The following is a 25240-nucleotide window of genomic DNA, read 5'->3' as shown; positions in this document are numbered from 1 at the left end:
TGCTTCCCTTCCTTATTCATTTTGCTGAAAATGCAATTCAATCGGGCGTTTGAGTATTTTCTCGATATGTTTTTTATTTTTTTCCGCCTGGTACTCCTCTGCTCGAAAATCTCCGCTACAAATGATGTTCATGATAATGGTGTCGCTCTGCTCAGACCATCTAATTTGCTGAACAATCTTTCGCTTCGTATCGTTTAGGCTATAAGCAAATTTTAAAAGAGCACCAAGAAAGCGAATGCGCTTTTGTTCTTCTTTCGTAAACCAACTGCTAAACGGAGCGATATACTGTTTAAATAACGGTTTATTTTTGTAAGAAGCCATAAGGGCAAGCTTTACGCGGTCCTTATGCATCAATCCATCAATGGTTCGATTGGCCAATAAATAAAATGTATGCTGACTGCTTGATTCTTCATCAATATACTGCCCTAAATAAAACACCCGTGCAGCCCATTTCATATCCCGCACATCTTCATCTGTCAACGGGTATAATTGAAGCAAACGAATTTGCTCCACCATTTGCGAAAGAAGATGGGACACATATTCCACATCGTCTAAGCGAATATCATAATCCTGTGCCAATTCGAAAAAGCTTTCTTGGAGAACGTTGGGAAATACTCTAGTCCCAAACGGTTGAGTGAATTCTTCATAAAAAATGCCATCGCGCAAGCCTTTTCTGCTCAACACAAACGAAGAAGCTTCTACGACATCATACAGTACACGAAAAACCTCCAATGCAGGAATCATTAAATCCGCACGATCCTTGGATAAACCTTCTAATTTTTGAATGTCTTCAAATGGAAGTGAGGTTAGTAGCTTTCGAACGTCTAGCAGGTGCTTTCGTTTCATTTCGTATTGATGAACACCAGCAAGCGGATATCGGCACATAAGTTGATGAACTTGTACCACATTTCGAGCACTTCCCCCCATAGCAACAATAGGAACATTTCTTTGCAGCAGCCATGGCAAAGAGTGAAATTGCTCTTCTACATATTCGGCAAGAAGCTCTAACTCCTCATCTGTTGGAACGTTGCCCGCCACAAACTTTTGCTTTAATGACAAAACTCCGAACGGAAAGCTGTGTAATTCATATAGTTGCCTGTCTTTATAATAAGTGATTTCTGTGCTACCGCCGCCAATATCTATTGTTATCGCTTCAGAAATGGGCGTAGAATTAACGACGGCAAGAAACCCGTAATAGGCTTCCTCCTCTTCAGTAAGTACCCGAATACAAAAATCTGTATTCGCTTCTATCCATTCAGCGATTTCTTGTTGGTTTTTCGCCTGGCGAATTGTAGCGGTAGCCACACATTTGACGCGTTCTAAACGATGATAGCGGGTAATTTCCTGAAAGCTTTGCAGTGTATTTAATAAAAGCGACACGCCCGATTCCGCCAACATCTGGTCTTCTGTTAAATGGCTGCGAAGTCTTGCCACCACTTTTACATTTTCAACTTCACGCAACCGACCGCTTTTTTGCCGTTCATAAATCACTAAACGAATCGTATTTGATCCGATATCAATGATTCCGTACTTTTCTTTCATGCTTGTTCATCCTTACGTTTATTTTTCATTAATCATATCATATGTTGCAAACAAATGTTCATGCTGTATAATAAAAGTACTAGACAAGCCTATTGAAAAGGAGACGAATCATGGAGAGTTTAGAACCAACGATAGATAACTTAGCGAAAGCGATTTTCACTGTTAATCGCCATGCGAAAACAGCATTAAATCCATCTTTTTTATATCTGTTAAAGAAAAAGACGATTGAGAAGCTGATTAGTGAGGGCAAAGCCAAAAAGGTGGGTCTTCATTTCTCGCCGAATCCGCGCAACAGCCAACAGCAATCTGACGTTCTTGTCGCTGTCGGCAACTATTATTTTCATATTCCTCCGACAAAAGAAGACTTCGCAACTCTTCCGCACTTAGGGGCCTTAAATGGCGTTTATCGCAATCCTGTCGCAAAAATGCCGCTGTCGCAAGCCAAAGCATTGTTACAGTCATATGCCGGCATCAGTGAAACACCAGCTAACAAACCTTCGCCAAGAACATACCAAAAGCCGGTATTTAAACGGCTCGGTGAACGTTAAGGATGGAATGGAGCCGCTCTCTTTGAAATCTGGTCATTTCAGAATAAGCAAAACGAGACGCGCTTTTGCTCGCGCCGGTTGTCGGGTTTACTCGCCTTCGGCAACCGGCGCTCGTTTTTCTATTCTTATTCTTTTCTGTCATTTCGGTTCATGAACAAGCAAATACACTTTATCATTCAACCGTTTCTCTTACAGCCATCTTTTTTGTCCCTTTCTTTTTTATTTTTCATCAATCCCCTGCTTTTATCCCTTATTCTAATGAAGGCCTCAGCACTTTATCGACCTGTCAGTTGTTCCTTGCAAAAGAGGAATCCTCTCTCGTTTGTATCTTTATATGAAATTCATCCTGCTTTTAGACGAGAAGCCCCTTGTTTCCGATCATCGTGAACCATTAAGGCTTTTCATACCTAAAAATAGCATTTACATAAAAAAATGGACAGCCTTTTGCAGAGACTGTCCAACGGTAACAGGAGGCTCTCAAAACCGCCATTCTATCCAGGACAAGGACAGCAAATGAATCGGTTTTATCTGTCACCACGGATTATAAAATATATTTATCGATTACTTTCACAAGCTCGCCCACTTCTGGTTTGCTGACTTGCGCCGTCGCTCCAACTTTTTCGCCCTTATGACGCAAATCATCGGTAATAAGCGACGAGAAAATGATAACAGGAAGCTTGCTTAGTTTTTCATCCTCGCGGATTCTTTTCGTCAAATGATGTCCATCCATTTGCGGCATTTCAATATCAGTAATCACAAGCTGCACTTCCTGCTCAATGTCTTTCCCTTCTTTCACAATTGCTTGTAAATAATGAAGGGCTGCTTCTCCATCCTCGAAAAATTCAACAAGCACATAACCTGCTTCAGCAAGCGTGTCATGCAACAGTTTACGCAAAAGCGGGGAATCCTCGGCAACCACGATTTTTTTATTCGAGCGTTCCCGTTTTCCGAGTTTTTTCACTTGCTGTACGTTAATCCCTGTTTCCGGGTTAATATCCACCACCATTTTTTCAAAATCAAGCAATAAAATCATTTTGCCTTCAAGCTTAACAACCCCGATTACCTGACCATCAAGTCCTTGATACATTTGGGAAGGCTTTTCGATTTGCCTCCAAGAAATTCGATGAATCCGAGTAACATTATGTACATGGAATACCACTTTTTGCTGATTAAACTCAGCAACAATAAATTTATCTTGCTGAGGCGTTTCCGATGGAGGAAAGCCGAGTGCCTTGGCCATATCAATAACGGGAAGCACCTCTCCCCGCAATTCGATAATTCCTTCTATATTAGGATGAGAATGGGGAACTTTTGTAATGGGGACAGGATTTAAAATTTCTCTTACCTTCATCACATTAATAGCAAATTGGTTTGTACCGATTAAAAATTCAACAATCTCCAATTCATTGGTTCCGCTTTCTAACAAAATCTCCCGTTTTTCATTCATCTTCGATAACGTCCTTCCTCGTATAATGTCCTAATTTTATTATATTTTTTCCTAAGCAAATAAGAAACCTTTTTCTTTATAAATTCCTCTCTAAAAAATAAAGCTGCCTTCTTATCGGCAGCTTTTCTAATATAAAAAATCAAGCAATCGGCGGTCAGCTAGGTTGGTGTCGACAGGGCATGCTTCGGCATCACGTCCGTATTGCCAGGCCCATACATTCGCTTTACAATTTGGCGAAGCCGGAGAATATTTCGGAGCTTTTTGCTCGGATGTCGTTCCGGGTCTCGGTGCTGAACTCCAAATAACGGATTGAACAGCCACTTGGTTATTTTTTTGTACTGCTTCGCAATAAGCTGCAGAGAAATCCCCTTTGGATGGATCTGCATAAAATCCAGGACGATAGCCAGTAGGCTGAAGCGTTTCCACCCAAGCGCGAATCCATGCCTCATCAACAGCAAAAAAATCTTCAATATTGGCAAACAACATTTTATTTTTTGGAATCCCAAGCCGACGCGCATGAAATACTGCATTGCGTGCAACGACTTGTCCGTTGGCATATCCTGTTGCTTGGCGAAAAGCGTTGTAGATCGGCAATATTTTTATACCATAGCTATGTAGCCGAGCTATTTCTTGAGCTGTTAATCCATCAGAGACATTCGGCACCTCTACTAAGTAACGCCCCCAAAATTTTGGATAGCCAAGCTCATTTTTCACGCAATAAAACGATTGATCTGTCACTGTTGCCGCGGAATCAACTCCCCAAACCGTTCTCGCCATAATTTCTCTCATTCCTTTCTCTCTGCACTTTTTTCTATACGAAAAATGCAACGATGGAACGAAGATCTGGAAAATCGACGCTCAAAGGTATATTTGCAGACTGGCATTGGTCACGCATTCGTATAGCAAAGGTCCAAATACTCCCGCTGTCAGACCCATTCATGAATCTATGAAGCCATTCATCGTGTAGCTACCTGATCGTCGAAAAACATCATGAGCTCCGTATAGCTGCTTTATATTATCATATGACTGAGACGGTTTGTCTTATTTCATTAAAGGCAATGTAATCTCTACGCGCGTTCCTTTTCCAGGATGGCTCATATAATGAACGGTTCCTCCCATTTCACGGATTAAGCGATTGGAAATCATGCTCCCTAACCCCGTTCCTTTTGACTTCGTTGTGTAATAGGGAAGACCAATCTTTTTTAACTCCTCCTCTGTCATTCCTTTTCCGTTATCTTCAATCACTACTTTGACAGTCTTTTGCTGCATAAGAGATTGTGTCGTAATAAAGACACTTCCGCTGCCATTATCAATTGCTTCAATCGCATTTTTGATAATATTTAAAAATGATTGCTTTAAATATTGCTCGTCTCCCCAGACGTAACATTTTTCAATATTCTCCCATTCGATAGACACATTGGCAAACGCTCCTAACGGGCGAAGCAAGTCCACACAGTCACGCAGCACTTCACTTAAATCAATCGGCTGCAAGCGAAAATCAGCCGGCTTTGCCAATTTTAAATAATCCGTAATGATTTTATTTGCCCGATCTAGCTCCTCTAGAATAAGGGGAGCAAATTGCTCTAATTGTGAATTTCCAGCATCCTTTTGCAGCAATTGCACAAACCCGCGGACCGTCGTAATCGGATTGCGAATTTCATGAGCAAAGGATGCCGCCATTTCACTGACCATCGTCAGCTTATCCATATATACCATCTCATCAAATTGGCGATTATACACAATTAAGCGTTCAATTAAAACAATAATCAACAGGTAAGTCGCCAAAAACATGGCAAAATACGTACTATAAAATTCCCAATTCAAAAATGAAACCGTTTGAACAATGATCGTAAAATAAAAAAGAAAATACAGCATCACAATCATTAATGCATGCCATAATTTATTTTTTGCTTTCCAATAAAAAGGCCGAAATAACCAAGCAGTGATAAACGAAAGAACGGAAACAAGCACTCCGATTCCGGCAAAAGAGCCGCCAATAATCAGACGCGTAATCACCACAATCAATGTGCATATGCCTCCGGCCGGCCAGCCAATATATAGCGTCACAATTAAAATGACGATCATCCGAAAATCAAAATGTGTCTCCCCTAGGGTCTCAATTGGATAAAACATACACAGCATGGCAGCAAACGCAGCAAATAGCCCATAAATAGCTTGCTGCCGCATCGTTAAAGTCAGACGGTCCCGAAAAGGGAAAAATAAATTCGCATTAAATGTTAATGAGAGCAAAATCGTAATATTGACAATGAGAGGCTTAATCATGAAAATCATTCTTGATTTCCCCCGTTCATCGATACATCGCCCATCATTGTATCATACTCTTTTCATTTCTTGAATGAGTTTTACAAAAATAAAAACACGCTTGGCTAGGTAATCATAGCCAGCGTGTTTTTTCGTCATCTTTTCCAACGGTGAAGCAATTCGTTACGCTCTCCACGCGCAAAAACATCGAGACGATTTCCTCCCCATGAAATAGCAGCGGGTTCAGATGTAATACGCCTTCCATCAAGATGAAGAAACTCGCTCCAATGCGCGCCATCCCAATATTTATAAAGAAGTTCATGATTCCCACCGCGCGCAAAGATATCTAAGCGGTTTTTTCCTCTAGATGCCGCTGCTGGGCTCGAAGTAAGAATACCTTTCAGATCTTCCCAATGACTCCAGCGCACGCCGTCCCACCATTTATGCAAAAGTTGCCGCTCTGCTCCTCTCGCAAATACATCAATTCTTTGCTTTCCCCATGAAACAGCTCCGGGAGCGGATGTAATAATGCCGCCCAAGTTTTCCCATTCACTCCAACGCACACCGTCCCACCATTTATGATACAGATGACGATCCTCGCCGCGCACAAACACATCCAGCCGATTGGCTTCCCATGATGCCACCGCAGGAGTTGAGCTTAACACTCCTCCTAAGTCTTCCCATTCACTCCAGCGTACACCGTCCCACCATTTATGCAAAAGCTGCCGTTCTGGCCCGCGACCAAATACATCAATGCGATTTTCCCCCCATGAGACAGCAGCTGGAGAGGAAGTTAATGTACCGGAGAGATTTTCCCAATCGCTCCAACGCACACCGTCCCACCATTTATGGAGCAATTGATGCCTTTCACCTCTTGCGAATACATCCAGCCGATCTCGTCCCCAAGACGCCACAGCCGGTCCTGATGTTAATGTTCCTCCTAAACTTTCCCACGCGCTCCAATCCTGTTCCGGCCTATATCCGATATTCTCTAGCACCAAACGAATGACGGATCTTACAATTTGCTCGATTTCATTTTCCGGAACGCGATACGCCTGCAACACAGTAAACAACCAAGGGGAGTTTCTTCTAGTTAGCTGAAACAGCTGCTCAATCTTTTGATCCATTGTTCCTTCCACATGTTCCTTATGATCTAACGCTGTTTGGACAATGACACGAAACATATAGCGTGATATATTGCGCGGAACATAATATTGTTGCAGCTTCGCATATAGTGGCTGCAGCTTCGGACGAATCATGCGCCATATATTCTCCATTTCTTGGTTTCTTTCACTATTTTCCCTGTCATGATAATCGATTAACATTTCAGTAAATCCCGGTACATAGGCAGAAAACATGCCATACGGATCAAGACGGTCCATCCTATCCCCTCCTCTTTGTCAAAGATCCCATCACTTTATCGTATGATGCTGTCCGATTATATAGTCCTTTTTTTGTTGCAAGTACAAAGACTTCGATTAATGTATATAGAATATGGTGGGTGGATAAACAAACATGATGCCACGTGCTATCATTTTGTTTTCATTAGTCATAGGAGCTACTCCTCTTCCAACGGAAATAAAAAGAGGGTGCCCAAACTATTCGTTGGACACCCTCTCTTTTTAATCGCCAATTCTCCCTGTATTTCTTTCCCTATCAAGCGGCTCGGAAATGCGGTTAAAAGCCAGATCCACTGCAGCTTCTGCTGAACTGCAAAACGCAATCTCCACCGTGCGCCGCTCATCCAAATACCCTCCTTCATAGGCCACCTCTTTTATTTTTGTCGCCCATCCGCCTGTCGTTTCAATAATAACCACCGGTTTTTGATTCATATATGCCGCTGACAGCTCCCCAAGCGTCCCATTGCCGCCGCGGATCATAATAAGGGCATCCGATGAATGAACGAGCACCATGCTGCGAAAATCAAAATGAAGCCCTGTTGTAATCGGTACATCTAAATAATCATTAGCGACATCTGTGCGATCTCCGGCTAAAATGCCAATCACTAATCCCCCTGCCTGCTTTGCTCCTTTAGAAGCTGCTTCCATGACTCCGCTTCCTCCGCCGGTTAATAGGACCGCCTTTCTTTTCGCAATTTCTTCGCCTACCTGCTCCGCAATTTTTCGTACGCTGTCAGGAATATCCCCTGATTGTCCAATGACTGCAATTCGCTTCATTCGTTGTCTCTCCCGTTTTACCGATTTCCTTTATGAAAACGAAACCATCCTTTTTTCTTAAACAAGAAAAACATGGCTACCGCAATGAGTGCCATTATTCCTAGCACAGCAAAATACCCGTATTTCCAATGCAATTCAGGCATATTGTCAAAATTCATCCCATACACACCGGCAATGAACGTCAACGGCATAAAAATCGTCGTAATCACCGTTAATGTCATCATAATTGTATTCATCCGATTGGAGTTCAATGACAAATAACTATCGCGAATATCAGAAGTAATATCGCGATTCGCCTCAATCATTTCCACCAATTTTAATAAATGATCATAAATATCATGAAAATAAATATGCTGTTCCTTCATTCGCTGTAGCCGATCAGAGTTAATAATCCGATAAAGCAAATCACGCATCGGGACAATGGTTCTTCTTAGTTTGGATAAATCACCGCGAATATCAAATACTTTTTCGAGGATTTCCTGAATGGTATGATCGTTTGTATTTTCATCAAGATCATTTAACATATCTTCCATTCGATACATCGGCGGAAAATAATCGTCTACAAGCTTATCTAAAACATGATACATCACGTGAAATGGTCCTGCTTGAAAATGCTCTTCTGTTTGCAGCCTTTCCCATACTTGATTTATTCCCCATACGGATTGTTTATGAAACGAAACGAGAAAGTTTTGTCCGATAAATAAATCCACTTCTTCCGCTTCCAATGTTTCTTGATTAATAGAGTGCACAACCATAAACAAATACTGATCATAAAAATCCAGCTTCGGTCGTTGAATAAATTCCAAACAGTCCTCAATCGCTAATGGATGAAAATGAAAAAAATCGGCCAACAATTTTGCCTCTTCATCTGTCGGTTCGTGGAAATCGACCCAATACCATGAAACGGAAGGTTTTTTTAAAAATGGCAGTGGTACATCATAGACTACTTCAAAGTCTTTAGTAATCGCACAAGTTCGGATCATCACTCTCCCCCTTCCTTCGACGTCAATGTATCAAAACATAGGCATGTAGATGAACGAACGAAAAACCTTCACCTCTAGCTTCATTTTTTCACAGGCAGCAAACGCATCGTTCGCTAAAGACATATCTTAATTCTTGGCTTTTCTGCCATAGCCGGCAATCCTCTTGCTAACGACTAGCATGCTATATAGGCGATCAATGATTTTGGCACTGGATCTATCTGTGAAGGATCAAGATCCAACGAGAAGATCGAGCAGATGGCTCATGCAAAAGCCAAATGGCATGTTTTCGACGGTCGGAGACAAGCCGCGGACTTGTCTCCGTCACGCCCCAGCTGCCAAGAACCGAACAACCGTCATACCTGCTCATCGGAATGGGAAATATTGGCACATCAAGCTGTATCCATATCATACCACGAATTTATAGATGGAGCATTGATATCAGACGATTGTGGTTGTTCAATTGGTTCACTCCGCTCGAAAAAGTTTATCTCTCCCCAGCCATCAGCTTTTCAAAAATAATTTTATTCCATTCTCAAGCTGTATTTATCTATATAATACCCGAAAAATAGTCGCTTGTTTGTAAAAATTACTACCTTCGAATTTATCAAAATTTTCTTTACTTTTTTATAAAAAAAGACGATAATATAAAAAAGGGAACATCTTGTTCCCGAATAAGGGGGAGTTTCCATGTACGAAAAACAATTTCCTCACGAAGGGATTATGATGTTTGGGCAACCGGAAGAAAAAAACAGCTACGGACCGCTTGCTGAAATGATTCTGGAACAAGCTATTTTCCTTTATCAAAAAAATAAATTAATGGAAAAGATTGATGAAGCGCTAGCTACCAAAGATCAAGCGCTGTTTTTAGAATTATCCACCCAATATAACGAATTGCTAAAAAAACACAGAGAATAGGCAGGGAGATTTTTCGAAATGATGGAATGCGAAGCCTCACAGCACTATAATCATGAATCGTTTGATTAGGTGAGCCACTTCTTCGTCTTTATACGCAGAAGAAGGCTCACCTTTTATTGTACTTCCGTGATAAAATAAAACAAATGGAGTATGGAAGGAAGGAATACTATGGAGCATCTCATTCATCCGCGTATTAAAAATATTGAAATCTCAGGAATCCGCAAATTTTTTAATATGGTTGCCGATCGTCCAAACCTCATTTCATTAACAATTGGCCAGCCGGATTTTCCGACTCCTGAACATGTGAAAGAAGCTGGGAAACAAGCCATTTCTGATAACTTCACAGTCTATACCCACAATGCAGGCTTGCTTGAAGTGCGTCAAGCGGCTTGCCGTTTTGTCAACGAAAAATATGGCTTGCACTATAATGAAAACGAAGTGATTGTGACGATTGGTGCAAGTCAGGCCATTGACATCGCTTTTCGCACCATTTTGGAGGAAGGAGTCGAGGTGATTTTACCAGGCCCTGTGTATCCCGGTTATGAGCCGATTATTCGCATGTGCGGAGCCAAACCTGTATATGTCGACACCCGCCATAACCAATTTAGGCTTTCCGCCGACTTGATTAAACCGTACATAAATGAACGAACGCGCTGTATCGTTTTGCCGTATCCCTCCAACCCAACTGGTGTAACGTTAGCGCAGCAGGATTTGCTAGAACTGGCTGAGCTGTTGAAGGATCGCCCAATTTGGATCTTATCGGATGAAATTTATAGCGAGCTTGTTTATAGCGGCAAACATGCTTCAATTGCCAAATGGCTGCGCAATCAAACCATTGTGATTAACGGATTAAGCAAGTCACATTCAATGACGGGATGGCGAGTGGGGTTTGTCTTCGCCCCAGAGTTTTTAACAAAACATCTGATTAAAGTGCACCAATATAGCGTCTCATGCGCTTCTTCCATTTCGCAAAAAGCCGCTTTAGCCGCCTTGACAGCGGGAAAAGAAGACGCCAACGACATGCGGAAGCTATACGAACAGCGAATGGAATATGCCTACAGCCGGCTTGTTGACATGGGCTTTCAAGTGGAAAAGCCAACAGGGGCTTTTTACTTATTTCCATCTATTGAACCATTTCATACTTCCTCTTTTGAATTCGCACTTGATTTAGTGGATAAAGCTGGCGTAGCCGTCGTTCCTGGAAGCGCCTTTTCAGCATATGGAGAAGGATATGTTCGGCTTTCGTATGCCTATTCATTAGAAACGCTAGCAGAGGGGCTGAATCGCATCGAACAGTACGTTCAAAAACATAAAAGGTGAGAGCTTGGGTAGCTTCTCACCTTTTTATCAAGGAGGCAGCTGGTCATGCCATCGACTGGCCTCTGACAGTCGAAAATTTGAAAACGTCTATAAGTTCCCTCTTCTTAGTTGGCGCAATAGAGAAGGTGCCATTTTCTTAGTGCTAGAGGGCGTTTATGAATGATCATAGTGCTTGTATAACGCATGTGTTCCGCTGTTCTCCTCACCGCTTGCCGTCAGTTCTTCATACATTTTTTTAGCTAAGCTCAGTCCGGGCAGCTGCAAATTCATTTTTTCTGCCTCTTCCAGCGCAATTTTCATATCTTTAATAAAATGCTTTACATAAAATCCTGGCGCAAAATCCCCCGCCAACATTCTTGGGGCTAATTGGCTCAGTGACCAGCTGCCGGCAGCTCCTTGTGAAATGCTTTCCAACACTTTATAAGGATCAAGACCTGAACGTTTCGCATAAATGAGCGCCTCACAAACACCGATCATATTGGTAGCAATCGCAATTTGGTTACACATTTTCGCATGCTGGCCCGCTCCCGCTTTTCCTTGAAAAACAATATTTGTTCCTAGCGCTTCAAAAATTGGCTTGCACTCATGAAATGCCGCTTCATCGCCCCCAACCATAATCGCAAGCCGGCCTTCTCTGGCACCAACGTCTCCACCAGAAACAGGAGCATCTAGCGCAAATACCTTTCTCTTCTTCGCCTCATCATAAATTTTCTCGGCCAACGACGGAGGAGAGGTTGTCATATCAATTAAGTACGTGTTTTCCTTCACATTTTCAATTAATCCGTTTTCGCCAAAATATACGGCTTCTACATCCTGTGGATAGCCCACCATCGTAATAACAACATCCGCCTCGCGGGCAAGCTCGCGAACCGTTTCCTTCCAGACCGCCCCTGCTCTTAATAGCTCCTCTGCTTTCTCCTTCGTGCGCGTGTGCACAAGCAAATCATATCCTGCTTGCAGCAAATTGCGCGCCATGCTTTGTCCCATCACACCAAGACCAATAAAGCCGATTGTTTTCATACTCATTCCTCCACATATAAAACACCTTGGCTTGCGGCCAAGGTGCTAATCTTCTAACACGACATTATATTTTCGATTGAACTCTTCATCGGATTTAACGAGATAAACGATTCCCTCAATAAAGCCGATGATGCTTGGAATTCCTGTCCACGAAAATAATAAATAAAGAATGCCTTGGCCAAGCTTTCCCAAATAAAATTTATGAATGCCGAGACCACCTAACAAAATGGCTAAAAGACCTACAACCACCTTATTTTTCACGATGCCTCTTCCTTTCTCCGCTGGGGTAAGTCCTTTTATTTATATTCACCCAAATGAGAAAGTAGCACCTTTGGTTAAATCGCTTTGACCATCCCCCCATCGACGAGAAACGATTGGCCTGTCATATAAGAATTGGCTGCTGAAAGAAGGAAGGTCACCACATTGGCAAACTCCTCCGGCGTTCCATAGCGGCCAAGCGGAATGGCACTTTTCATCCGCATTTCCATTTCTTCCTTTGTGATTCCAAATTTTTCTGCGTTCATCTGATCTAAAAAAGCCACCCGTTCCGTTGCAATTCTTCCCGGCGCTACGGTATTGATTAAAATGTTATATTGAGCAAATTCAGAAGCCAACGTTTTAGTCAAGCCGACAATTCCAGTGCGGAATGTATTTGATAGCAATAAGCCAGGAATGGGCTCTTTGATGGAAGAAGAAGCAATATTGACAATTTTTCCGCCATTTTTCTTTAAATAAGGCAGTGCTTCACGAATGAGGCGAATATAGCTTAGTAAATTTAATTCAAATGCTTGATACCAATCCTCATCCGTAATCGTTTCAAAAGTTCCCGTCGGAGGTCCTCCCGCATTGTTGACAAGCAGTTCAAGAGCTCCATATGTTTCTGCCGTTTGAGCAACAAGCCGCTGAATTTCTTCTTTTTTCGTTACATCCGCTCGAATGTAAGCAACCCTTCCTTTATGTAACTCGCTTAGCTCTTGAGCCACCTCCTTCAGCTTTTCTTCATTGCGGCTCGTAATCATCACATTGGCACCTTCCAGCACCAGCCGCTGGGCAATCGCTTTACCAAGCCCTTGACTAGACGCTACAACAAGCGCTGTTTTTCCCTCTAACTGAAGCTCCACCTTCTTCACTCCTTTTCTTTATTATTACTATACCATTCGGCAAAGCCGCTGAGTTTTCCTCCTTCTCATCAATAAAAGCGCACGGATTTCCCGCGCGCTTAAATGATTATGCATCGAATTTTTCAACTAATTTCTTGAGCTGCTGTCCCATCTCACTTAATTTTTCAGCAGACTCTGTGACCGTGCTGAGCGCCTGCAGCTGATCATCGGCTGATGCTGCCACTTCCTCCGCAGAAGCTGCCGCCTGTTGAGCAATAGCGGAAATATTTTGCATCGCTTCAACCACTTGATCCTTACTTTCGTTCATATGCTTCACTTCATCACTAATATGAGAGATGGAGTTTGTCAGTTCTTCCATCATGACGGAAATTTTCATAAAGGATTCGCCTGTCGTATGAACGGCTTGCTGTTGCTCTTCGTTCATATCTTTTGAACGCCCAACTGCTTGCATTGCTAAATCCGCTTGTTGCTGAATCGTCGCGATTGTCTGACGGATCAACTCGGTCGCTTGAGAAGATTGTTCCGCCAATTTGCGAACCTCCTCAGCCACAACCGCAAATCCTTTACCATGTTCGCCTGCTCGTGCTGCTTCAATGCTCGCATTTAACGCAAGCAAATTCGTTTGTGCGGAAATCGCTGTAATCGTTTGAATGACTTCATCAATTCTTTTCATTTTTTCAACGAGATCATCCATTACTTTTTCTACAGACTGCAATTCATTTTTTGCTTCATCTGATTTTAATTGCAGCTCATTTAATTTTTCTAATCCATAATAACTTGCTTCTTTTGTATCATTTGATAAAGTTTGCATTTCTGAAGCGGATTGAGCGACTGCTTCAATTTGACTTGACAGCATGGTTGTTCGTTCGTTGATCGTATCTAGGTCACTCGCCTGTTCAGATGTTCCTTTTGCAATATCATTAATCGCTGTCGCTACTTGCTCGCTTGAAGTCATCGTTTCTTCGGAAACAGCGCTTAAATGATCGGCAGATTGAGCGAGCTCAGCAACTGACTGATTCACTTGATGAATGAGTGCCCGCATTTCATGAACCATATGGTTAAAATGAGAAGCCAGCTGCCCGATTTCATCTTTTGCTTTTACTTTCACTTGAACCGTTAAATCTCCCTCTGCTACCCTCTCTACTTGCTCTTGCAAGTAGACGATTGGTTTGACAATGGAGCGAGCCATCAAATAAATGACAATCATTCCGATAAGTACTGCGATAATCGTAATCATGAGCATTTGTGCTGCAATTGAATTACTGACCGCAAATAAATCTTTTTCTTTATATACCGCTCCAACTTTCCAGCCCAGCTCAGGAATAGTTGTAAAATAAAGCATTCTCTTTTCGCCGTCTCTCGTATACTCATACACGCCGCTGTCACGGTCAAGCATGTATTTCACAGTGGCGTCGTTTGCCATATTCTTTCCTTTGTATTGAGGATGGACGATAGCAATACCTGTTTGATCAAATAAAAACGGATAGCCTTTGTATCCTACATCCATTTTATTCACAATTTTTGTAACGGCATCAAGTGACAAGTCCATCCCGATGACACCAACTACTTGTGCACCGTCTTTCACCGCCTTGGCAAGAGTCACCACATACTTTCCTGTAACCGTATCTACATATGGATCCGTCCAGGCAACCTCATCAGGATGCTCGATTGCTTTTTTATACCACGGACGGGAAGTCGGATCAAAGCCAGCCGGAAGGTCCACTTTCGGCGTCGTATACATCTTTTTCCCTTCAGTTCCAATATAAACAAGCTGTGTATTGCTATGAATCTTTAAAAACGTTTGAAATTCCTTTTCAACTGTCGGCGATTCTTGATTGCCTTTCGCCATTTGGACTATCGCCGGCGATTCGCTAAATTGCTTCATACTATTCACTTCACTTGTAAAGCTTGATTGAATATCGTCAATCAGCTGCTCAACAAGCGCATGCCCGCGGCTGCTGACATCCTTGCGAATCATCTGCTTTGTTTCTACGACCCCGACAATTTGTGTAACGGCTAAAGAAACGACCATTAGTAAAGCTATTAAGACAACCAGTTTTGTTCTTAATGTTTTGAACACTTCGCTTTTTCTCCCCCTTGTCAAAATTCATCCTATTTTGTCGAGTTGCCATTTCCATTATAAAACCATGGTCTATAGCCGTCTATAGTAGCATATTCTCAATCATAGCAAAATGAATGAAAAACTTTTTTTGCTATCGCATTTATCACGGTAAAAATTCCAATTGTTGACGATCCATGATTTTACTAAAAATATGGAATCATATAGCTAGACACAAGCTTTTCGCTTGCCGACTACGGCAGAAAAGCGAGGAATCAAGCAGTGTCCATTGATTTGTATTGGATCATCACACACCTAGATAAAAATAGAAATACGATAGAATTAAAGATGGAATAAATGGTCCCTGTATGTATTTTCATCATGAGGCGATATAATTGATCTACACGCCTGTTGTTCGGTTCGTCTTGATCAGCTGCTTAGTAGAGGAAAAATGTGAGACTATGGCCATTATGTCCAGCGCCTTTCAGCGACTAAATATGGACAAAAAAAAGATCATGTAGCCAGCAAAATCAAAGCTTTTTGCTTCATTTGGGCCATGCTGTTCGATCAGTGGCTGAAAATGATGGAGAAGACGCAAAAGCAGCAATCATACTGTATGAATGGAGTGGAAGCCTCTTTTAAATAATAAGCGGTGGTTACGGCCACCGCTTATATTTTTACTCAATATGGAAAGTTTGTTTCACAAATGCCACCACTTCTTCTGCTGTGCTCATGGATAGAATGGCTTCTTTAAAGCTAGCTGCTTCTGTTTTTGAGAGTTTTTTCATTTGTGAACGAGCACGTAAAACCGAAGTTGCGCTCATGCTAAATTCGTCCAGTCCTAAGCCGAGCAAAATTGGAATCGCCAATTCATCTCCTGCCATTTCTCCGCACATTCCTGCCCATTTTCCTTCTTTATGAGCGGCTTCGATCACATGATGAACAAGGCGCAAAATGGCTGGATTATACGGCTGATAAAGGTAAGAAACCCGTTCGTTCATACGATCAGCCGCCATCGTATACTGAATTAAATCATTTGTTCCAATACTAAAGAAATCGACTTCCTTGGCAAATTGATCGGCAAGCACCGCGGCCGCAGGAATCTCCACCATCATTCCAATCTCAATCTCTTCAGCTACTGGAATTCCTTCATGTTGAAGCTTCTCTTTTTCTTCTAAAAGGATGGCCTTTGCTTGCCGGAACTCTTCCAGTGTTGCAATCATCGGAAACATAATTTTTAAGTTTCCATACACACTTGCGCGCAGCAACGCACGAAGCTGAGTTCGGAACATGTCCTGCATTTCAAGGCACAGACGGATCGCTCGGAACCCTAGAAACGGATTCATTTCTTTTGGAAGATCTAAATACGGCAATTCTTTGTCGCCGCCAATATCAAGCGTACGAACAACGACTGGTTTGCCTTGCATTTGTTCCAGTACTACTTTATATGCTTCGAACTGCTCCTCTTCTGTCGGCAGCTCAGAGCGGCCCATATATAAAAACTCTGTACGATATAAGCCAATTCCTTCTGCACCGTTGGCTAGCACACCTTTAACATCTTCTGGCGTGCCAATATTTGCAGCTAATTCAACATGATGGCCATCGCTTGTCACCGTCGACTCGTGAACAAGCTTCGCCCACTCCGCTTTTTGCTTCTCAAAGCGCTCCCGCTTTTCTTCATAATGAGCGAGCACATCACTCGATGGATTCACAACAACTTGTCCATCCAGTCCATCAATAATGACCACATCGCCATTTTGGATTTCCGCTGTGGCACATTTCGTTCCCACCACTGCTGGAATTTCAAGAGAACGAGCCATAATCGCCGAGTGAGAGGTTCGGCCGCCGATATCAGTAGCAAATCCTTTTACATATTGACGATTGAGCTGTGCTGTATCAGAAGGTGTTAAATCTTCGGCAATGATGATCACTTCTTCGGAAATCAAGCTCGGATTGGAAATCGCAATCCCGAGTAAATGGGCAAGCACGCGCTTCGCTACATCGCGAATATCAGCTGCTCGCTCTTTCATGTACTCATTATTCATCGATTCAAACATCGCAACAAACATGGACGTTGTTTCATTCCATGCGTACTCTGCATTGACTTTTTCTGCTTTAATTTTATCCTTTACCGGATTTAATAGTTCCGGATCACTTAACACAAGAAGATGCGCAGAAAAAATGGCAGCTTTGTCCTCCCCTAATTCGCGTAATGCATGGGCCTGAATTTGCTCAAGTTCGCCTTTTGCTTTGACAATAGTTGCTTCAAAACGTTCAATTTCAGCCTGTGGGTCCGTAATGTCATATTTTTCAACAGTAAAATTAGGGGTTTCTAAGCGGTATGCCTTAGCAATGGCAATACCGCTTGATGCAGCAATCCCTGTAATATTCTTAGACATTATTGTGCGAGACCCTCTTTTGCCAATGTATCTGTTAATGCTGCTAACGCTTCTGCTGCATCTGAACCCTCAGCTGTAATTTTAATTTGAGCACCTTGTGGAACACCTAGCGACATAACGCCCATAATGGATTTCAAATTCACTGTTTTCCCGTTGTACTCTAAGTTAATGTCGCTGTTAAATTTGCTCGCTGCTTGAACAAGTAAAGTAGCAGGACGAGCATGAATACCAGATTCAGCAGTTACTTTAAATACTTTTTCAGCCATTTAAACCATTCTCCTTTAACAATATATTTTTTTGTCATCATAACAAACATATCTGCTCTTATTCAACAGAAAAGAAATTTGTCGATCGTTGTATCACCTTTTGGTTATTCGATGACAGCTACTTTGTGCTCACCTTTTGTTACTGTCGTTTCTGTCTCTAAGCGAATCTGCTCGTTCGCTTTTAAGTTTGTAAAAATAATCGGTGTAATGATGGAAGGAGCATTATTTTCTACATATTGCAAATCTACTTTTAAAATCGGCTGTCCTTTTTTCACTTCGTCTCCTTGCGAAACAAGTGCTTCAAAGCCTTGTCCGTTCAATTTTACGGTATCAATACCAAAGTGAATTAAAATTTCTCTGCCGTTCTTCGATTCAATCCCAATCGCATGCTTCGTCGGGAACACATTGATAATTTTTCCATCAACAGGAGAAACTACGGTTCCATCTGTTGGCATGATGGCAAAACCATCCCCCATCATTTTTTGTGAAAACACTTGGTCTGGCACCTCTGACAACGGAAGTACTTCACCTGTTAGCGGAGCGATAATTTCATCTGCACTCGCACTCGCTGCGACTTGAGCACTTGCTGTTTTTGGCTCTTCTTTCACACGAACCGGCGTGCGCCCTTCCATAATATCCTTAATTTGCCCTTTTAAGATGTCGGATTTCGGTCCAAAAATCGCTTGTACATTATTTCCTACTTCAAGTACACCAGCTGCACCTAACGTTTTTAACCGTTCTTTATCGACATGTTGAATATCATGAACTGATACACGTAAACGAGTGATGCATGCATCTAAATGTTCGATATTTTCTTTGCCGCCAAGCGCTGCTAAAATCTCGTACGGTAAATCTCCCGCGCTTGCTGCTTCGCTCGCTTTTTCTTCCGTCACTTTTTCACGTCCCGGAGTCGCTAAATTCCATTTGCGAATCGCAAAACGGAAGCCGAAATAGTAAATAACGGCAAATACAAGACCTACTGGGATCACAAGCCACCAGGCTGTTCGGTTTGGCAGCACTCCAAATAGCAAATAGTCAATGACACCACCGGAGAACGTCATCCCGATTTTCACATGCAATATATGCATAATCATAAACGATAATCCGGCAAAAATGGTATGGATCGCAAATAGTGCCGGTGCGACAAACAAGAACGAAAACTCAATTGGTTCGGTAATTCCTGTTAAAAACGATGTAAGTGCTGCAGATGCCATAATTCCGGCAACGACCTTTTTGTTTTCAGGGCGGGCCTCATGATAAATAGCCAGTGCAGCGGCAGGAAGACCAAACATCATAAATGGGAATTTCCCTGTCATAAATGTTCCGGCCGTTAAATCGACTCCATCTTTTAGTTGAGCAAAGAAGATTTTTTGGTCACCATGAACAACTTCTCCAGCCTTGTTGACATACTCACCAAATTCATACCAGAATGGCGAATAGAAAATATGATGCAAGCCAAATGGAATAAGCGCGCGTTCAATCACGCCAAAAATAAAGGCTGCCAGCGTTTTATTCGCATCAATCATATTATGTGAGAATGAATTCAAGCCATGCTGGATAGGTGGCCATACCCATGTCATCACAATTCCCAAAAGAACAGCAGATGCTGCTGTGATAATGGGTACAAATCGCTTGCCGGCAAAAAATCCTAAATATTGCGGCAGCTCGATATTGAAAAACTTATTGTACATATACGCTGCTAAAATACCGACGATAATACCGCCAAATACCCCTGTTTGCAATGTTGGAATCCCTAAAATATTCGCAAACGACGGATCTGTGCCGATTTTATCAGCCGTGACGCCCAATATAACGCTCATCGTTTTGTTCATAATTAAGTAGCCGACAATCGCAGCAAGGCCCGCAACACCTTCGCCTCCGGCTAACCCGATCGCTACCCCGACCGCAAAGAGCAAAGAAAGGTTGTCAAACACCGCACCTCCTGATTGCTCCATGACTTTGGCCACAAGAACGACCCAGTCTGCCTTAAGTGCAGGAATTTTGTCTGTTAGCGCCGTATTCTGTAAAGCGTTACCAAAAGCAAGCAAAATACCTGCAGCCGGTAAAATCGCTACGGGAAGCATTAACGCTTTTCCGACTTTTTGCAGCGTTCCAAACGCTTTTTTCATAATGTAATCCCCCTTCTCATTCTAAATTGGCAGCAAACATTTTTTCTCTTTATAGTCATCTCACCAAATGCCTGATATTTGTAAGCACTTGCAAAGGATGAAAAAACAAAAGGCATGAGCAAAGAAAAACAAAATTGAACATGAATAGCAACAGGATAGAAAAACAACCATCCATAATTGCTTGTTCCATTTTGTCTTCTTTACTCATGCCTGATCGAATCAGTAACACGTAAAGATGTAGACAATTATTTACTTTTTTTTGCAAGCCTTTGCAAATGCATCGTTAAATAGACTGCTTCTGCATCGTCCACAGGCATCTGCAGCGTTTGCTGCATAATTTTTACTAGCTTCCATGCAGCATTATAACATATCGGATATTCTTCTTTCAAGATTTTCGACAACTTTTTTGGTTCTTCGACACGCTCACCTTTTTTAATTCGTTCGATCGCATACCGTAAATGCTGAATAAATCGCAAATAATAAATACTTTCACGGTCGATGGCAATATGAAGCTGTTCTTCTACAATGGAAATCAGTTGAGCAATTAATTGTGAGTGCTTATTTACTTCCGAAAGACTTTGATGCGAAATCCCACTATGGATATGTAAAGCAATAAATCCCTTCTCTCCTTCAGGAAATTGCACGTGCAGCTTTTTTGTTAACATGTCAACGACTTCTCCGGCAATTTCATACTCTAAAGGATATAAGCTTTTTGTTTCAATCAAAAATGGATTTTTCAGATCAAGTCCTTGCTGAATGCGCTTAATCGCAAAAGAAATATGATCGGTCAGAGCAACGTGGATATGCTCATTCAATGGCGCATTGACCCGATTTTTGATGTGCTGCATCACTTCATTCATGACACCGATGAATTCTTCGTCAAGGCTTGGAAGCAACTTTTTATATTGCTCCTGCTCACGTTCATTTTTCAAGATAAACCATTTTTCGACCGCGTTTTGCTCAATGAAATCTCCCTTTTTCTTGCCGAAGCCGATCCCTTTTCCTAACAAAACCACTTCATCATACTCTTCGTGCGAAGCAACCAATACGTTATTATTCAATACTTTTTCAATCCGAAAGGACTTTCCCACAAAAGCCCAGCTCCTTTGATTTAGACGTTTACAATACTATCATCTTACGCAACGATTTACCATTCGTCAATAATCGACTTTTTTCGAAGCGAGCTTTTTTGCTGCCAAAACATACAATATAACCAAACTATACAAATCCCATTTAATTAAGTAGAGATCGAGCAACAGCCAGTTTCAGAAAGAGCAATGGACCGGTCTTTCAAGTCACTCGCAATCGTCGAAAAACAATCGTTAAAAAGCTAAGCCTCATTTATAGACAAAAAGGAGACAGAATGATGAATCAGATAAATCCTAAAAAACTTCACGTGCAATGGGAAAACAACGCACGTCTGCACATTCCACCTAACACAAGAAAATACACGTTAATCCATTCTGACGACACTGGTGATCTTTATTTGTACATTGGGTCATCATTTGCTTTCAAACATCTTCATCCGATGCGCGATGAAGTATTAGCTGAATGGAAACGAGTGAAGCAAACACTCATTTTATTCCTCTATGTATACGTAGGAAACAAAAATAGCGGAAAAGAAACAAATGAGCAACGAATGCAAGCGTTCCAAAAAAAATTGCCGCTTGCGCTTGAAGCCATTCGTTATGGAGACCAACAGCTGTTTCAAGCGTATCCATCTTTAGATTTTAGTCCTATTCTTGTTCATTTTACATCAGAATATCCCGATTTAAATGTGACAGAGGATTACGGATCTCCTTATCTGTATAAATAATCGATTCCCTGAAAGTGAAAGCTGATATTTCTTTTCCCTTCGATCCATACTATTGAAATGAACATGTCATCCATTACCCATGGTGCTAGTTGCGCATAATAGCTTGAGCGCTCAATATTTCCTCTCCTATATGTACAGGGGATGAGCCGCTTTCGGCGATCAGGCAACTGAACCACACCGCCTCCAGATAAATTCAAATGGCTTATTGATCGCCGCGCGCTCGCTTAGGCTGACCGAGACAAGTCGATGGTTTGCCTCCTGACCGTGAGGTTTGAATCAATACGGTTCATTCATCATATGGATTACCGCGCGAGAACGATCAGTGAAACCGATTGGATCTGGCGCCACGCGTATCCATTATGTCATGGGAAAATGGAAAATATAAGGCTTAGCAAAGCTTTTTCAACAGCGACGATAAAAATAGGATGAAGCACAAACTTTTCAATGAATGGAGGACCTTACACGTGCCATACATGACGATAGAAAACGATATTCGCCTATATTATACGGATGTAGGAGAAGGAAAAGCTCTGGTGTTTATTCACCCGCCAGGAATGGGAAGCAACGTTTTTGCTCAGCAGCAAGCGTTGACAGCCAACTTTCGCGTTGTCACCTATGATATGAGAGGAAACGGAAAAAGCAGCGCTTCAAACAAACCAATAACGATTTCTTTGCTTACGGAAGATCTTCATCAATTGCTTCGCTCTCTCCAAATTGAACGAGCGATTATTTGCAGCTACTCAAGTGGAGGCTCTGTTGCGCAAGCTTTTGCGCTTCGCTATCCAGAACAAACGGAAGCGATCGTATTAATCGGTGGGTTTCCCGAAGTACGCACATTATGGCTATATTTCGAATTTTTATTAGGCATTTTCACAGCGAAAATCGGAGCCATTTCGTTACTTGCTAAAGTATTAGGAACCGCTCACGGAAAAAGCCAAGACGAAAAAAGAGCAATCGAACGATATGCGCGGCTCGCCAATCAAAAGGATTTATTCAGTATGTATAAAACGATGCTGCACGATCGTAACACAGAGCATTTAGCAAAACTAACGGTTCCTCTGTTGATCATATACGGCAATCGCGATTATTATCTCCATGCTTATGAAACCATTTTTAAAACATACGTCCCTCATGCTCGCGCCATCTATATTGATAAAGCTAGACATCAAATTCCAACACGGCATGCTGATGAACTGAATGCCATTTTAACATCATATTTTTTACCGTAAGACGAGCGATATAAACACCGCTCATGCTTCCACCTTTGTTTCCAAGTGGAATTTCACCAATTAGACGACCGAACAACACCACTTCTAAACAGTTTCATTTGTCTGGAAGTGGCTGATTGTTCGGCGCTTAGTGACTATTAGTAAAAAATAGAGCTTTGCTTTTGAGTCAACGATCAACCCAATCTTGTCATGATGCCTATCCATAAACCGGCATAAGCAAGGCGTGGAAGTCATCGACGAAAAAACGATTGGTTTAGGTTGGAAAATATATCTGCTAGCCAAAAAACAAAAAGCCCGTTTCAGTAACCAGTCTCAGGTTGTAGACAAAGTCAATATTGACTTTGTCTACAACCATTTTCATTTCCTTCATCGATTGTGAGGGCTGCACGTCAGACTGGTTGAGAAATCGAGCCGCGCTTAAAAATCATTTTTAATAGCGGAGGAGTCACTAATGTCGTTATAAGGACGACAACAATCAGAACAGCAAATAAATCAGCCGTTAATAAATTAGATTCCAAACCGATACCAGCAATAATCAGTGCTACTTCGCCACGCGAAACCATTCCGGCTCCAACCGCCAATGAGCTTCTCCATTCAAATCCAGCTAATTTCGCTCCAAATGCAGCACCAACTAATTTTGTCAAAATAGCTAGTACGCTTAAGCCGATAATCAACCAAAGATGCTGGCCAACATTGGAAAACTCTACAGCAACACCAATCGAAGTAAAAAAGACTGGCACGAAAATCGAGTAGCTAATGGTTTCTACCTTATGAAAAATTTCTTCTTTATAATCGGTAAAACTGATCCCTAGTCCAGCTATATAAGCCCCGATAATCGCAGCAACTCCTGTCGCTTCTGCCAAATATGCGAACGAAAAGCAAATGATTAATCCCGCGGAAATAAGAGCTTCATCAACACGAAGCGGTGCAAAAAATCGCAATACAACCGGAACAACTTTCCATGCCAGTAAAATGGCAACCGCAAAGAAGACCACTTTCTTAACGATCACAGCACCAAGCTGGACGTCTCCCCCAGCTAGACTCATCAAAAACGCTAATGCGATAATGACAAGAATATCATCAATGACAGCCGCTCCTAAAATGGCCGTCCCCTCTTTTGATTTTAATTGGTTCATCTCTTTTAACGCCTGCACGGAAATACTGACGCTTGTGGCTGACAACAATAGCCCTAGAAAGACCGCTTGTATTGTTGAGAGCTCAAGAGCAATTCCTGCCATATATCCCAGCAATAGCGGTACCACGATTCCAAGTACCCCAACATAGGTAGCCGCTTTTCCCGTTCGTTTAAGCTGGTCTACATCGGTCTCAAGCCCCGCAATAAACATTAACAATATAACACCAATTTGGCTGACTTCTTTTAAAATTTCTGTGTCATTGATTAATCCTAATACCGTTGGTCCAAGAATTATACCGATCAGCAATTTTCCCAGCACTGCTGGTTGGCCAAGTCGTGCGCTAATATCCCCCGCTATCTTTGATGCAAACAAAATAGCTGCCAACTGTAAAATAAACATTTTTCACTCCCCTTATTAAAACGTTCAAACAGGACTATATACGATTAGTGTGCGTCAAAGGTTTCAGTTTCACTAAACAACATGTCCATTCCTTTTGATTTTTCCCGGCTCACCCTATCATAAAAACATTTAGCAAACGAGGAAAACACAACTAAGCGAAGACAAAAATTAAATCAAGTCGGTTATGAGCGGACGGGTGAAGCCAATAACGGAAAAACGCAGTGCTTATCAACCGCCTGAACGCATATCGAAATGATTGATGCACTTTTCCGTTTTTCATCACATCGCTACTTATACTCTCTCACAGTCCAATCATGGACAGCTCTGTGTACACGATAACCCAATACGACAAGAATGATGTCACCTCATCTATAACAAGGACCTTTTTATTAAGCCTAGATTAAAAAAACATGAAGTTTAATCAGGGAGAAAACTAGAAATGATTTGTGGAGAGGAAAATGAAATGAATAAC

The 25240-nt window shown here is 41.9% G+C and carries 21 protein-coding genes; 5 read left to right on the top strand and 16 right to left on the bottom strand.

Annotated features, from left to right (window positions below):
- Positions 1-12: 12 nt before the first annotated feature.
- Positions 13-1542 carry a Ppx/GppA family phosphatase gene (locus AT864_RS04735; protein WP_066147021.1) on the bottom strand — a complete coding sequence of 510 codons (1530 nt, stop codon included), beginning with the start codon at positions 1540-1542 and terminating at the stop codon, positions 13-15.
- 110 nt (positions 1543-1652) lie between these two features.
- On the opposite strand from AT864_RS04735, the gene AT864_RS04730 reads away from it, so the two are divergent.
- Positions 1653-2090 (top strand): YkyB family protein, encoded by a 438-nt coding sequence (locus AT864_RS04730; RefSeq protein ID WP_066147019.1) that lies wholly within the window; start codon positions 1653-1655, stop codon positions 2088-2090.
- 541 nt (positions 2091-2631) lie between these two features.
- On the opposite strand, the gene AT864_RS04725 is transcribed toward AT864_RS04730, so the two are convergent.
- The 6 genes from AT864_RS04725 to corA form a co-directional block, all read right to left on the bottom strand.
- Positions 2632-3537 carry a chemotaxis protein gene (locus AT864_RS04725; protein WP_044746669.1) on the bottom strand — a complete coding sequence of 302 codons (906 nt, stop codon included), beginning with the start codon at positions 3535-3537 and terminating at the stop codon, positions 2632-2634.
- Positions 3538-3663: 126 nt separating this feature from the next.
- Entirely contained in the window at positions 3664-4314 is a 651-nt protein-coding gene (locus AT864_RS04720; RefSeq protein ID WP_044746670.1) for a glycoside hydrolase domain-containing protein, read from the bottom strand.
- A 264-nt stretch (positions 4315-4578) separates the two neighbouring features.
- Complete coding sequence (locus tag AT864_RS04715; RefSeq protein WP_066147017.1) at positions 4579-5829, bottom strand: ATP-binding protein; 1251 nt, start codon at positions 5827-5829, stop codon at positions 4579-4581.
- Positions 5830-5954: 125 nt separating this feature from the next.
- The gene (locus AT864_RS04710) at positions 5955-7181 is read right to left on the bottom strand and encodes a DUF346 domain-containing protein (protein ID WP_066147014.1); all 1227 of its coding nucleotides are present in this window, start codon (positions 7179-7181) and stop codon (positions 5955-5957) included.
- A gap of 240 nt (positions 7182-7421) precedes the next feature.
- Entirely contained in the window at positions 7422-7976 is a 555-nt protein-coding gene (locus AT864_RS04705) for a TIGR00725 family protein (RefSeq protein ID WP_066147012.1), read from the bottom strand.
- Positions 7977-7993: 17 nt separating this feature from the next.
- Complete coding sequence (gene corA / locus AT864_RS04700) at positions 7994-8959, bottom strand: magnesium/cobalt transporter CorA (RefSeq protein ID WP_044746674.1); 966 nt, start codon at positions 8957-8959, stop codon at positions 7994-7996.
- 687 nt (positions 8960-9646) lie between these two features.
- Between corA and AT864_RS04695 the strand changes: the two genes are divergently transcribed.
- Positions 9647-9874 carry an IDEAL domain-containing protein gene (locus AT864_RS04695; RefSeq protein WP_044746675.1) on the top strand — a complete coding sequence of 76 codons (228 nt, stop codon included), beginning with the start codon at positions 9647-9649 and terminating at the stop codon, positions 9872-9874.
- A 168-nt stretch (positions 9875-10042) separates the two neighbouring features.
- Entirely contained in the window at positions 10043-11194 is a 1152-nt protein-coding gene (locus AT864_RS04690; RefSeq protein ID WP_066147010.1) for an aminotransferase A, read from the top strand.
- 153 nt (positions 11195-11347) lie between these two features.
- On the opposite strand, the gene AT864_RS04685 is transcribed toward AT864_RS04690, so the two are convergent.
- The 8 genes from AT864_RS04685 to glcT all read right to left on the bottom strand — a co-directional run bounded on the left by AT864_RS04685 (position 11348) and on the right by glcT (position 21279).
- A complete protein-coding gene (locus AT864_RS04685) occupies positions 11348-12214 on the bottom strand; it encodes an NAD(P)-dependent oxidoreductase (protein WP_066147007.1) in 867 nt (288 codons plus the stop codon).
- A gap of 45 nt (positions 12215-12259) precedes the next feature.
- Positions 12260-12475 (bottom strand): TM2 domain-containing protein, encoded by a 216-nt coding sequence (locus AT864_RS04680; RefSeq protein WP_369815489.1) that lies wholly within the window; start codon positions 12473-12475, stop codon positions 12260-12262.
- Between the two features lie 74 nt (positions 12476-12549).
- Entirely contained in the window at positions 12550-13335 is a 786-nt protein-coding gene (locus AT864_RS04675) for an SDR family oxidoreductase (protein ID WP_066147004.1), read from the bottom strand.
- Positions 13336-13441: 106 nt separating this feature from the next.
- Positions 13442-15415 carry a methyl-accepting chemotaxis protein gene (locus AT864_RS04670; protein WP_066147002.1) on the bottom strand — a complete coding sequence of 658 codons (1974 nt, stop codon included), beginning with the start codon at positions 15413-15415 and terminating at the stop codon, positions 13442-13444.
- A gap of 656 nt (positions 15416-16071) precedes the next feature.
- A complete protein-coding gene (gene ptsP, locus AT864_RS04665) occupies positions 16072-17793 on the bottom strand; it encodes a phosphoenolpyruvate--protein phosphotransferase (RefSeq protein ID WP_066147000.1) in 1722 nt (573 codons plus the stop codon).
- Positions 17793-18059, bottom strand: a complete 267-nt coding sequence (locus AT864_RS04660; RefSeq protein WP_044746683.1) for a phosphocarrier protein HPr — start codon at positions 18057-18059, stop codon at positions 17793-17795. The genes ptsP and AT864_RS04660 overlap by 1 nt, the downstream gene beginning before the upstream one ends.
- 104 nt (positions 18060-18163) lie before the next feature.
- Positions 18164-20188: a glucose-specific PTS transporter subunit IIBC gene (gene ptsG / locus AT864_RS04655; protein ID WP_066146998.1), complete on the bottom strand. Its 2025-nt coding sequence runs from the start codon at positions 20186-20188 to the stop codon at positions 18164-18166.
- Positions 20189-20433: 245 nt separating this feature from the next.
- Entirely contained in the window at positions 20434-21279 is an 846-nt protein-coding gene (glcT, locus tag AT864_RS04650) for a glucose PTS transporter transcription antiterminator GlcT (RefSeq protein WP_066146996.1), read from the bottom strand.
- A 275-nt stretch (positions 21280-21554) separates the two neighbouring features.
- Between glcT and AT864_RS04645 the strand changes: the two genes are divergently transcribed.
- The gene (locus AT864_RS04645; protein ID WP_066146994.1) at positions 21555-22004 is read left to right on the top strand and encodes a staygreen family protein; all 450 of its coding nucleotides are present in this window, start codon (positions 21555-21557) and stop codon (positions 22002-22004) included.
- 473 nt (positions 22005-22477) lie between these two features.
- Positions 22478-23233 (top strand): alpha/beta fold hydrolase, encoded by a 756-nt coding sequence (locus tag AT864_RS04640; RefSeq protein ID WP_275900507.1) that lies wholly within the window; start codon positions 22478-22480, stop codon positions 23231-23233.
- Between the two features lie 389 nt (positions 23234-23622).
- Here AT864_RS04640 and AT864_RS04635 read toward each other — a convergent pair whose 3' ends face one another.
- The gene (locus AT864_RS04635; protein WP_044746688.1) at positions 23623-24768 is read right to left on the bottom strand and encodes a cation:proton antiporter; all 1146 of its coding nucleotides are present in this window, start codon (positions 24766-24768) and stop codon (positions 23623-23625) included.
- Positions 24769-25240 lie beyond the last annotated feature (472 nt).

Source organism: Anoxybacillus sp. P3H1B (assembly GCF_001560855.1).
GTDB classification, from domain to species: domain Bacteria; phylum Bacillota; class Bacilli; order Bacillales; family Anoxybacillaceae; genus Anoxybacteroides; species Anoxybacteroides rupiense.
Note: the sequence above shows the minus strand (reverse complement) of the source record. Positions and strands in the feature narration are given on the sequence as shown.

Coding starts and splice junctions, on each gene's coding strand:
- AT864_RS04735 (WP_066147021.1), bottom strand. CDS start 1,542: ATGAAAGAAAAGTACGGAATCATTGATATCGGATCAAATACGATTCGT.
- AT864_RS04730 (WP_066147019.1), top strand. CDS start 1,653: ATGGAGAGTTTAGAACCAACGATAGATAACTTAGCGAAAGCGATTTTC.
- AT864_RS04725 (WP_044746669.1), bottom strand. CDS start 3,537: ATGAATGAAAAACGGGAGATTTTGTTAGAAAGCGGAACCAATGAATTG.
- AT864_RS04720 (WP_044746670.1), bottom strand. CDS start 4,314: ATGGCGAGAACGGTTTGGGGAGTTGATTCCGCGGCAACAGTGACAGAT.
- AT864_RS04715 (WP_066147017.1), bottom strand. CDS start 5,829: ATGATTTTCATGATTAAGCCTCTCATTGTCAATATTACGATTTTGCTC.
- AT864_RS04710 (WP_066147014.1), bottom strand. CDS start 7,181: ATGGACCGTCTTGATCCGTATGGCATGTTTTCTGCCTATGTACCGGGA.
- AT864_RS04705 (WP_066147012.1), bottom strand. CDS start 7,976: ATGAAGCGAATTGCAGTCATTGGACAATCAGGGGATATTCCTGACAGC.
- corA (WP_044746674.1), bottom strand. CDS start 8,959: ATGATCCGAACTTGTGCGATTACTAAAGACTTTGAAGTAGTCTATGAT.
- AT864_RS04695 (WP_044746675.1), top strand. CDS start 9,647: ATGTACGAAAAACAATTTCCTCACGAAGGGATTATGATGTTTGGGCAA.
- AT864_RS04690 (WP_066147010.1), top strand. CDS start 10,043: ATGGAGCATCTCATTCATCCGCGTATTAAAAATATTGAAATCTCAGGA.
- AT864_RS04685 (WP_066147007.1), bottom strand. CDS start 12,214: ATGAAAACAATCGGCTTTATTGGTCTTGGTGTGATGGGACAAAGCATG.
- ptsP (WP_066147000.1), bottom strand. CDS start 17,793: ATGTCTAAGAATATTACAGGGATTGCTGCATCAAGCGGTATTGCCATT.
- AT864_RS04660 (WP_044746683.1), bottom strand. CDS start 18,059: ATGGCTGAAAAAGTATTTAAAGTAACTGCTGAATCTGGTATTCATGCT.
- ptsG (WP_066146998.1), bottom strand. CDS start 20,188: ATGAAAAAAGCGTTTGGAACGCTGCAAAAAGTCGGAAAAGCGTTAATG.
- AT864_RS04645 (WP_066146994.1), top strand. CDS start 21,555: ATGAATCAGATAAATCCTAAAAAACTTCACGTGCAATGGGAAAACAAC.
- AT864_RS04640 (WP_275900507.1), top strand. CDS start 22,478: ATGACGATAGAAAACGATATTCGCCTATATTATACGGATGTAGGAGAA.
- AT864_RS04635 (WP_044746688.1), bottom strand. CDS start 24,768: ATGTTTATTTTACAGTTGGCAGCTATTTTGTTTGCATCAAAGATAGCG.